The sequence below is a fragment of the Simplicispira psychrophila DSM 11588 genome, assembly GCF_000688255.1.
Taxonomy (GTDB): Bacteria; Pseudomonadota; Gammaproteobacteria; order Burkholderiales; family Burkholderiaceae_C; genus Simplicispira; species Simplicispira psychrophila.
Map to the genome: position 1 here is coordinate 1 of NZ_JHYS01000029.1, position 9407 is coordinate 9407.

Annotated in this window: 18 protein-coding genes; all 18 read left to right on the forward strand. The window is 48.1% G+C overall.

The window, feature by feature from the left end:
- The first annotated feature begins 40 nt into the window (after positions 1-40).
- Complete coding sequence (locus Q390_RS20030) at positions 41-253, forward strand: DUF1010 domain-containing protein (protein WP_245606953.1); 213 nt, start codon at positions 41-43, stop codon at positions 251-253.
- Positions 253-1284, forward strand: coding sequence for a DUF4917 family protein (locus tag Q390_RS0116780; protein ID WP_027997101.1), 1032 nt, complete (start codon positions 253-255; stop codon positions 1282-1284). The genes Q390_RS20030 and Q390_RS0116780 overlap by 1 nt, the downstream gene beginning before the upstream one ends.
- A gap of 96 nt (positions 1285-1380) precedes the next feature.
- Positions 1381-1626, forward strand: coding sequence for a hypothetical protein (locus Q390_RS0116785; protein WP_156949947.1), 246 nt, complete (start codon positions 1381-1383; stop codon positions 1624-1626).
- Positions 1627-2139: a hypothetical protein gene (locus Q390_RS0116790; protein ID WP_027997103.1), complete on the forward strand. Its 513-nt coding sequence runs from the start codon at positions 1627-1629 to the stop codon at positions 2137-2139. It abuts the gene before it with no gap.
- A gap of 95 nt (positions 2140-2234) precedes the next feature.
- Complete coding sequence (locus tag Q390_RS0116795; RefSeq protein ID WP_027997104.1) at positions 2235-2909, forward strand: hypothetical protein; 675 nt, start codon at positions 2235-2237, stop codon at positions 2907-2909.
- Between the two features lie 90 nt (positions 2910-2999).
- Positions 3000-3338 (forward strand): hypothetical protein, encoded by a 339-nt coding sequence (locus Q390_RS20035; RefSeq protein ID WP_156949948.1) that lies wholly within the window; start codon positions 3000-3002, stop codon positions 3336-3338.
- Between the two features lie 295 nt (positions 3339-3633).
- Positions 3634-3894, forward strand: a complete 261-nt coding sequence (locus Q390_RS20040) for a DUF1010 domain-containing protein (RefSeq protein WP_156949953.1) — start codon at positions 3634-3636, stop codon at positions 3892-3894.
- A gap of 64 nt (positions 3895-3958) precedes the next feature.
- Positions 3959-4210 carry a DUF1010 domain-containing protein gene (locus tag Q390_RS20045; protein ID WP_245606954.1) on the forward strand — a complete coding sequence of 84 codons (252 nt, stop codon included), beginning with the start codon at positions 3959-3961 and terminating at the stop codon, positions 4208-4210.
- Positions 4161-5009 carry a hypothetical protein gene (locus Q390_RS20050; protein ID WP_156949950.1) on the forward strand — a complete coding sequence of 283 codons (849 nt, stop codon included), beginning with the start codon at positions 4161-4163 and terminating at the stop codon, positions 5007-5009. The genes Q390_RS20045 and Q390_RS20050 overlap by 50 nt, the downstream gene beginning before the upstream one ends.
- Before the next feature lie 158 nt (positions 5010-5167).
- Positions 5168-5461: a hypothetical protein gene (locus Q390_RS20210; RefSeq protein ID WP_037473395.1), complete on the forward strand. Its 294-nt coding sequence runs from the start codon at positions 5168-5170 to the stop codon at positions 5459-5461.
- Between the two features lie 12 nt (positions 5462-5473).
- Positions 5474-5548: a DUF1010 domain-containing protein gene (locus Q390_RS20695; RefSeq protein WP_425423959.1), complete on the forward strand. Its 75-nt coding sequence runs from the start codon at positions 5474-5476 to the stop codon at positions 5546-5548.
- A gap of 231 nt (positions 5549-5779) precedes the next feature.
- Entirely contained in the window at positions 5780-6043 is a 264-nt protein-coding gene (locus Q390_RS20655) for a DUF1010 domain-containing protein (protein WP_342666109.1), read from the forward strand.
- A 33-nt stretch (positions 6044-6076) separates the two neighbouring features.
- The gene (locus tag Q390_RS19735; RefSeq protein WP_169737292.1) at positions 6077-6676 is read left to right on the forward strand and encodes a Panacea domain-containing protein; all 600 of its coding nucleotides are present in this window, start codon (positions 6077-6079) and stop codon (positions 6674-6676) included.
- A gap of 11 nt (positions 6677-6687) precedes the next feature.
- Positions 6688-7095 carry a hypothetical protein gene (locus Q390_RS20065; RefSeq protein ID WP_156949951.1) on the forward strand — a complete coding sequence of 136 codons (408 nt, stop codon included), beginning with the start codon at positions 6688-6690 and terminating at the stop codon, positions 7093-7095.
- A 354-nt stretch (positions 7096-7449) separates the two neighbouring features.
- Complete coding sequence (locus Q390_RS19740; RefSeq protein ID WP_084153980.1) at positions 7450-7725, forward strand: DUF1010 domain-containing protein; 276 nt, start codon at positions 7450-7452, stop codon at positions 7723-7725.
- Between the two features lie 186 nt (positions 7726-7911).
- Complete coding sequence (locus Q390_RS20700) at positions 7912-8019, forward strand: DUF1010 domain-containing protein (protein WP_425423960.1); 108 nt, start codon at positions 7912-7914, stop codon at positions 8017-8019.
- Between the two features lie 234 nt (positions 8020-8253).
- Positions 8254-8511: a DUF1010 domain-containing protein gene (locus Q390_RS20660; RefSeq protein WP_342666110.1), complete on the forward strand. Its 258-nt coding sequence runs from the start codon at positions 8254-8256 to the stop codon at positions 8509-8511.
- A 677-nt stretch (positions 8512-9188) separates the two neighbouring features.
- Positions 9189-9407 (forward strand): DUF1010 domain-containing protein (locus Q390_RS20070; RefSeq protein ID WP_156949952.1); only part of this gene is annotated, 219 nt, incomplete at its 3' end.

The window sequence follows — 9407 nt, forward strand, 5'->3', positions numbered from 1 at the left end:
TGGTTTGGGTATTTTTGGTGGGGCTTTGCCTTTTGGCGCTGTGCCAGTTTTCAGCTTTTTTGTCAGCATTGCGCCGCCTCGGTTACGCTGTGCTTTTTCGCGGTTCGCGCCCATCGCTAGCCTGGGGTTTCCCTTTTTGGCGTCTGGGTCTAACCGGTCAGTCAAGCTGACCCGCCTTCGGCGGGCAGCTTACTTTCGTTCGTTGGGCGTCTGTAAACCCAGTTGGTTCATATCGAGAGGGAGAGAAAGATGATGACGTTCAACGAGGTGATTGGCTCTTTGCAGAAGAAGAAAAGGCCGATGTCCCTGCTCATCGGCAATGGCTTCAGCATGGCCTACGACAAAGACATTTTTTCATACAACGCGCTCTACATGTTTCTAAACTCGCGGAACGACGACCTCATCAATAAGCTCTTTGGTGCCATCAAGACGAAGAATTTCGAGCTTGTCATGCGCCAACTCGACACCACGACTGCCTTACTCAAAGCATTTGGTGCTGAAGAGGGGCTCCAGGAAAAAATCAGAACCGCCAGCCAACATCTAAAGGACGGCTTGCTCAAATCCGTTAAGGAGTTGCATCCCGAGCATGTCTACAAGATGCCAGAAGAAAGGGCAGCAGCTTGCGCCCAGTTTCTCAGTCTGTTCTTGGCCAGCGGAGGGCACATCTATTCAACAAACTACGACCTCTTGCTCTATTGGGTTCTTATGCGCCAAGGGGTTGTCAATCCGATAGATGGCTTTGGGCGAGAGCTATTGAATCCCGTCGAAGTGAGCGAAGGTGAAGAGCAGGAGTGGTCTGATCTTCTTTGGGGGTCAAATCAAGCAGAGCAGAACATTCACTACTTACATGGAGCACTGCACCTCTTTGATTCGGGGCATGAGGTGATAAAAGAACAATACGCGGAAGGCAATTACCTTCTTAAAAACATTGGAGTGCGGCTTGAGGCCGGCAACTATCCAATCTTCGTAACCGCAGGAAATGGCGACGAAAAGCTGGAGCACATTCGCCACAACCGCTATCTGTCGACGTGCTACGACCGGCTGTGCGCTGCTGATGGATCAATCGTGACATTCGGCTTCAACTTCGGCCCTTACGACGAACACATCATCGAGGCGATCAACAAGGCGGCCAAGTTCGGCTCAAAGCAGCCACCAAAACTTTGGAGCATCTATGTTGGCGTGTATTCCGAAGAGGATGCAGCTCACATGGAATCAATCAAGGGCAAGTTCCATCCAAAATTGCACCTTTTCGATGCCAAGACAGCAAATATTTGGGAACCGTGAGCAGACGTCCAACACGTCATTGCAGCGAATTGCCTTCGGCAGCAGCTGAACTCCAACTTTAGCTTTCTTGGGTGACTCTTCATGCTTATTCGATATTTGACCAAAGAAAAATTTGAGTGGCTGCTTTGTGACAACGGTATTTATATAGGTGCCGCTTCGGCCCAAAGCGATCAAAATGAGGGAGTGTACGACAGTAAAAAAATTTCAGAAATATTCAAAATTATAAATAAGTTTAATTTAGACTGGCAGAAACTCGACGACATTAATCATTCTCTAATGCTGTACGGCAGGGCCAATAATTATCTTTTCTCTTGGTTTGATGGCGACAATGAAACCCGTTAAATGTGGGATGAGTATGGAAGTGATGGCGTAGCACTTATAAGCGACAAGCTTTCTGTAATTAGAGAATTACCTGTTCCATTTGGCAATGCTGCATCATTCTACAAGGTGATATATAATAATGCGAAAAAGACTGGTGCAATTCACGATCAATTTCAGTTTAAAGAAGAGCAATTTCAGAACGAGAGTGAATTTAGGTTAGTAATTGACATGCTCCGCTACTCGATATTAACCGGGTTCGAAAAAGAGAAGTTTGGCGTTGTGCATGTGGGAAACATCCCGTCTTATGAAGACGAAGGCACAACATGCTGCATGTCTTCGCAAGGCAAATTACAGAGCCATCGTGTAATTAGAAACAAAGACGCTGGATATGTTATTTCATTCGATTTAGGAAGTCTCATCAAAGAAATTAGGCTTCACCCCAATTGCACTGAGGAAAGTGAACGCCAGATAAAAGCCAGCCTGAAAGCAGCAGGCCACAGCATTTCGGTTAGACACTCATCATTGGAATGTTAATCAACATGAAATGTAAAGTTAACACTACATTCGAGAGGGACGCGGTAAAAGCGGAACGCCCCTCAACTCAACGTTAGGCCACAACAATAACTCCTATGAGCATCTCTAGCGAAATCCAAGTTATTCTCGCATTTGTTTTCATCGCCATAGCAATACCAAGCGTTATTGCGTTTACCGGGCTTAAACTTGCAAATAAATATGGAACAGATGTTCGTGTCGTTTGGTATCTTTTTTCGCTGGCTGTAGTTACAACATGCATAACAGCTGCCTGGGCCAGCAGCATCGGAGCCATCGACGACAAAGGCGTGTTTCAAGGGGAGCTCGGCGCTGCTGTAAACGTGCTCCTCAAGTTCATGCTGGATCTTGATGCAGATTTAAAAATATTCTCCTCAATACTAGCGATCGTATTACTTCCGCAAATCGCCAGCTACGTCCTAAGCGGGATATTTGGCTGTGCATCCGCTCCGATTTTTGTCGGCGGAACGATTCGCTTCTTTATTTGGGGCCTCGTCAAGTCGTTCGTCGTCGCAGCCGGAATTGTTCTATCCGTTGCACTTTATGGCTATTTCAGCAACTGGAGTGGCTGGAGTGTGAAAGGTGCTGCCTCAATGTCAAGCATGTCTGGTTTGCTTCTCATGCTGTCGTTTTCAATGCTTTACCTCTATCGTGACTTCCATGCCGCAGTTGAGAAGCAATCACCAAACAAATTTCCGAAAATTCAGAAAATGGTCGATAGCTTGCAAAGCTGGCTGACCCGTAAGCTTCCATGATGTTGAGCTTGCGGCTTAACTCTTCAGTCAAGCGGACTGGTCTGCGGCCAGCCGCTTACCTTGTTCGTTAGCCAAAGAAAAGGAAACTTGATGTTGTCTAGCACTCAGTATTTAATTTTAGGTCTCGCATCCGGCAGCCTTGCTGGTTGCCTTGCTTATTTTCATGTTCTATTTAATGGGTTCGCTGGACTTCCAGAAAAGCTTCCAAGCAACGCTCGTCGTCATCGAAACTACCGACTGACTTTTTTCATATATCGTGTTGTGTATGGTGCCATAATAGGATTTATCGTTACATTTTGGTTTCTAGACGAAGTGCATGCTGGCACATTGTCTTTTAATAAGCTGATCTTCATTCAGTTTTCAGCTGGTGGCTGCGCCTCATTTATTCAGCTTGCCGCTCAGCGCGTTCGGTATATATTTAGCAGCTAACAAACCATTCAAGCTGACGGCTTCGCCGCCGCTTAACTTCATTCGTTAGCCTTCTCGCAATAATCTGCGCCATGCTTAGTTTATCGCTGCTTCCACCGTCAGGCATTTTCTGGTTTGGGGTCAAATCTGGCGCTAGCCCTTATTTCGCTTGCGGTTGCAGCTTCTGTTTTCGTAGCGCAGCGCACGTGCCCAGCATTCTTGGTTTGGCCGTCGTGGCTAACCGGTCAGTCAAGCCGACCCGCCTCCGGCGGGCGGCTTACTTTTGTTCGTTAGCCTTCTCGCAATAATCTGCGCCATGCTTTGTTTATTGCTGTTTCCACCGTCGGGCATTGGTGCTGGTTTGGGCATTTTTGGTGGAGCTTCGCCTTTTGGCGTTGCGCCAGTTTTCAGCTTTTTTGTCAGCATTGCGCGGCCTCGGTTACGCTGTGCTTTTTCGTGGTTCGCGCCCATCGCCGGCTTGGGGTTTCCCGTTTTGGCGTCTGGGTCTAACCGGTCAGTCAAGCTGACCCGCCTTCGGCGGGCAGCTTACTTTCGTTCGTTAGCCTGCCCGCAATAATCCGCACCATGCTTTGTTCACCGGCATTTACCTTCTCAAGCGTTTATCCGTTGGGTTTTTTGCCGTGTGCCGGGCTGCGCCTTTTGGCGTTGCGCCAGGTTTCAGCTTTTTTGCCAGCATTGCGTCGCCTCGGTTGCGCTGTGCTTTTTCGTGGTTCGCGCCCATCGCTAGCCTGGGGTTTCCCTTTTTGGCGTCTGGGTCTAACCGGTCAGTCAAGCCGACCCGCCTCCGGCGGGCGGCTTACTTTCGTTCGTTAGGAAAGAACTATGGCATATATAACTCGCGCAAACTCAAACGCCATCAGAAGAAAAATTGATATGGTTAAAATTGGAAATATTCCAACTGATGACATATACCATAAAGACTTATCTTTTCTCTCAGAAAATGAACGAAGATGGCTGGCTGCTGCAAAAATGTTATATGAAGATTTCGATTTTTTTATTGAATATGCATATTCTGAGAATAAAGCCATCGATACAAAAACAATGGTTCGCGAGGGCAATCCACCGGCATTTCACTCGGATAGAGCGTGTGAAAATTTACGCGCTGACTACAAGAACTTTTATATCCCTCCAGAGATACATGGAAGAGGTGATATTGAAATATCGAGATTTAGGGTTTGGTTTTCTGAAAACGAGGATTTACTCACATCTAATCCAGAGCGCTTCATCACACGAATGGAGTTAGTTTTTAAATTAGAAAACCCACCGACATTAAAATCGATAGAGGCTCTCAACAGCGGAACAGTCATCGAGGAAGATTTTAATCTTCAAACAATCGAAAATCAGATAGATAATCTTATAGAAGATAGCAATAAATTACGGATGGATAAGATAAAATCCAGAATAATTACACAATTCGGAAATAAATCATTTAATAAGCAAAATAATATAGAAATTGATAAAATCATCGAAGAGTGGCACGCATTAAAAAGCCAATTAAAAACAAAATTACTTCAGTATTTTATGGTTAAATTTAATCCGAATCTTGATTACAATGGCTATTTACTTGAAAGACTTGGATTTCGTGAATGCTCGGCCTGCAAAAAATATATAACGCAGGAAAAAATACATAATTACATTCAAAATGTAACCTCTAATGAAATCCCATTCTGATATCAAATATTATTTTTAGCCTAATCATTCGTCGTAGCTGACTGCTTACGGCGACGGCTGAAATCAGGGCGTTAGGTTGCAAGAGAAAATGCTGATGTCTAGACCTCCTTCAAACGGAGGCATAAAGACGCCACACACATCAATCATTTGGAGTAAACATGAAGCGTATTGTCATCACATCTATAACTATATTCATTGCAGGCACGCTCGGTATTTCTACCTTGGTACAGGCTAAAGGTTCTCGTAGCAGCTCGTACAAAAGCTACAACACTACGCCCAAGGAGAACAACGTCTCTGGTTACTCCCGCAAAGACGGAACTTATGTAGCGCCTCACCATAGATCTAACAGGGATGGAGCCCGTAACAACAACTGGACTACTCAAGGAAATACCAATCCTCACACAGGCAAAGATGGAACTGCTCCTCGCAGCGACTATGAGAAAGCCAAGTGATGCTCCAATTCTTTGGTAGCCCCCGCTGGATCTAACTTGGCGCTCAAGCGGACTTGCCTTCGGCAAGCCGCTTACCTTGGCCGTTAGGTTGCGAAAGTCACACATGCCAAACTTCACGCCCAAGGTGCCGCTGGCGCACGCTCTGCTTGTGCTTCCAGCTATGCTTTGTGTAGCGCCGGCGCATCCGCGCTTTGGGCAGCAGTGGTTTGCGAAGCGTGCCGGTTCAATCCCCATGCCCCTAACCCGGCATTGCAGTGGATCGGCTTCGCAACCACTGAATTTCAACGTTAGCCTGCCCGCAATAATCTGCACCATGCTTTGTTCACCGGCATTTACCTTCTCAAGCGTTTATTCGTTGGGTTTCGAGTTTCTCGCCGGGCTTCGCCTTTTCGCGTTGCGCCAGGTTTCAGCCTTTTTGTCAGCATTGCGCCGCCTCGGTTGCGCCGTGCTTTTTCGCGGTTCGCGCCCATCGCTAGCCTGGGATTTCCCTTTTTGGCGTCTGGGTCTAACCGGTCAGTCAAGCTGACCCGCCTTCGGCGGGCAGCTTACTTTCGTTCGTTAGGCTGCAAAAGTCATCTATGAATGTATGATCGACGAAATTTTTCCACGCTGCGCATGACTCAACTCACCACAAGTTATTACGATGTAAATAAAGCCGCTCAGTTGGTTTTCTTTTTCCTAAAGAAATCATCAGAGCGACATATGAATATCACCAAGCTTCGGTTGGTGAAGTGGCTTTATCTTTCTGAAAGAGCCTCTTATGAAGAGTTTGGCGAACCCTTAACAGGCGACAAGCTCGGAGCGTTGAGACATGGCCCCGCACCATCTGAAACATTGGCGCTAATTGAAGGCACGAGTCGTGCATTTCCGGGAAATCCATGGAAAAATATAATTAAAGTTGATCGCGAGCCAAAACATCAATATGTATCGCTAACCTCGAATTGCGAATATAAATCTATTGAAGATTTAGATCGTTTTAGCGATGCAGAATTAATACTCATAAATTTCATTTGGGAAAAATATGGAGGATGGTCTGCCAAAGACCTAGAAAGCCATTTGCATGACACTAATTTATTTCCAGAATGGAGTTGGAAAGAAGGTGACGGCACTAATTGGATTGATATTGAAACAATCCTCAAAGTTGTCGGCTTTGACGAAGCTTCAATTGAACCAATGGTAAAAAATATTGTAAATTTTAGCAATCAAAGCACATAATAAGTGCTGCAATGCTATCTGCTCACATGGCCATAGTGGCGGTTGCGGCTGGGACGACCATATTTATTCCAAGTGGCCCTAGTGGGGACCATCTGTTCGTTTCAGTCTTTGACGTTAAACAAATAGACGGAAAACTTAAGCTCCTCTTAGCCCCTATCGAAACACAGGTTCCAAAGCATGAAACCACATGCACGCTTTCTGTAGGAGACCATGATTTCGTAAAACACCCATCATTTATTGGGTACAAACACTGTCGCATTGAAAATTTTGATCACGTATTACGCTGTATCAATTCTGGAGTGTACAAAATCAATAGCACACCAGCTTCAGCAGATTTATTAAATAGAATAAAGAGCGGTTATAAAGCATCAAATCGCATCCCTAACTACATCAAAAAAGACTGGGGTGAAGTTTTTTAAGCCTAGTTGGTTTTTGAGCTTGTCATCTTTCCCCAATCATGGCAAGTAAGATCGCGTTTTCTTGAGCAGGCATAATTTAACGTTCAACGCGGACGTCCATACTGCGCATAGCCGCCGGTTAGTTTTCAAAGTTACCCATGCCAAGCTTCATGCCCAAGGTGCTGCTGGTGCAGTCTCTGCCTATGCTTCCAACTATGCTTTCCATAGTGGCGGCGCATCCGCGCTTTGGGCTTCCGGGTTGCGCCAAGCGTGCCTGTTCAACCCCCATGTCCCTAACCCGGCATTGCAGTGGATTGCTTCGCAACCACTGAATTTAGACGTTAGCCCTGTTCGATAATCGCTCTATTCAGGTCCATGACTTATTCCACCGCATTCACCTTCTCAAGCGTTTATCCGCTGGGTGTTTGTCTGCGTGCGGGGCTTCGCCTTTCTATACTTCGTCAGTTTCAAGTTTTTTTAGCCTCTAGCGCTTATGCAGCCTGCGCTAGTAGCTATCTTTTTGTCAGCATTGCGCCGCCTCCGTGGCGGTGTGCTTTTCCCAGGCTCGCACTCGTCGTTAAGCTTGGGTGCCCTGTAGTCGCATCTCGGGCTAACTGGGCGTTCAAGGCGGACGGCTTCGCCGCCGCTTAACTTCATTCGTTAGCCTTCTCGCAATAATCTGCGCCATGCTTTGTTTGTCGCTGCTTCCACCGTCGGGCATTCGTTCTGGTTTGGGTTTCTCGTCGGGCTTCGCCTTTTGGCGCTGCGCCAGTTTTCAGCTTTTTTGTCAGCATTGCGCCGCCTCGGTGACGCTGTGCTTTTTCGTAGTCCGCGCCCATCGCCAGCCTGGGGTTTCCCTTTTTGGCGTCTGGGTCTAACCGGTCAGTCAAGCTGACCCGCCTTCGGCGGGCAGCTTACTTTCGTTCGTTAGCCTTCTCGCAATAATCTGCGCCATGCTTGGTTTGTCGCTGCTTCCACCGCCGGGCATTTGTGCTGATTTGGGGTCAAATCCGGCGCTAGCCCTTATTTCAATTGCGGTTGCAGCTTCTGTTTTTGTAGCGCGGCGCGTCTGCGCAGCATTTTTGGTTTGGCTGTCGTGGCTAACCGGTCAGTCAAGCCGACCCGCCTTCGGCGGGCAGCTTACTTTCGTTCGTTAGCCTGCCTGCAATAATCTGCACTATGCTTTGTTCACCGGCATTTACCTTTCCAAGCGTTTATCCGCTGGGTTTTGGGTTTCTCGCCGGGCTGCGCCTTTTCGCGCTGCGCCAGTTTTCAGCTTTTTTGTCAGCACTGCGCCGCCTCGGTTACGCTGTGCTTTTTCGTGGTTCGCGCCCGTCGCCAGCTTGGGGTTTCCCCGTTTTGGCGTTTGGGTCTAACCGGTCAGTCAAGCCGACCCGCCTCCGGCGGGCGGCTTACTTTCGTTCGTTAGGTTTGTAAAGTCACACATGCCGAAGTTCACGCCCCAGGTGCCGCTGGCGCACGCTCTGCCTGTTCTTCCAGCTATGCTTTGTGTAGCGCCGGCGCATCCGCGCTTTGGGCCGGGTGGTTTTGCCAAGCGTGCTTGTTCCAACACCAAGCGCCTAACCCGGCGTTACAGCGGACCGCTACGCGTCCGCTGAACTTCATACGTTAGCCTGCCCGCAATAATCTGCGCCATGCTTTGTTCGTCGCTGCTTCCACCGTCGGGCATTTGCGTTGGTTTGGAGCCAAATCTGGCGCTAGCCCTTATTTTGCGTGCGCTTGCAGCTTCTGTTTTCGTAGCGCTGTGCGTCTGCGCAGCATTTTTGGTTTGGCCGTCGTGGCTAACCGGTCAGTCAAGCCGACCCGCCTTCGGCGGGCAGCTTACTTTCGTTCGTTAGCCTTCTCGCAATAATCTGCGTCATGCTTAGTTTGTCGCTGCTTCCACCGTCGGGCATTTGCGTTGGTTTGGAGCCAAATCTGGCGCTAGCCCTTATTTTGCGTGCGGTGGAAGCTTCTGTTTTTGTAGCGCTGTGCGTCTGCGCAGCATTCTTGGTTTGGCCGCTGTGGCTAACCGGTCAGTCAAGCTGACCCGCCTTCGGCGGGCAGCTTACTTTCGTTCGTTAGCCGCTCTTAAAAGCCACATTATTTAGGCCATGCAATATCCAGCGGCATTTGGTTTCTCAGGCGTTTATTCGTTGGGTTTTTTGCCGTGTGCCGGGCTTCGCCTTTGGGTTCTGCGCCGGTTTCAAGCCTTTTTGGCCTCTAGCCCTTGTGCAACAAGCGCCACCAGCTATCATTTTTCAAGCAGTGCGTCGCCTCCGTTGCATCGTGCTTTTTCGCAGTTTGCGCCCGTCGTCAATTTGGGGCTTCCC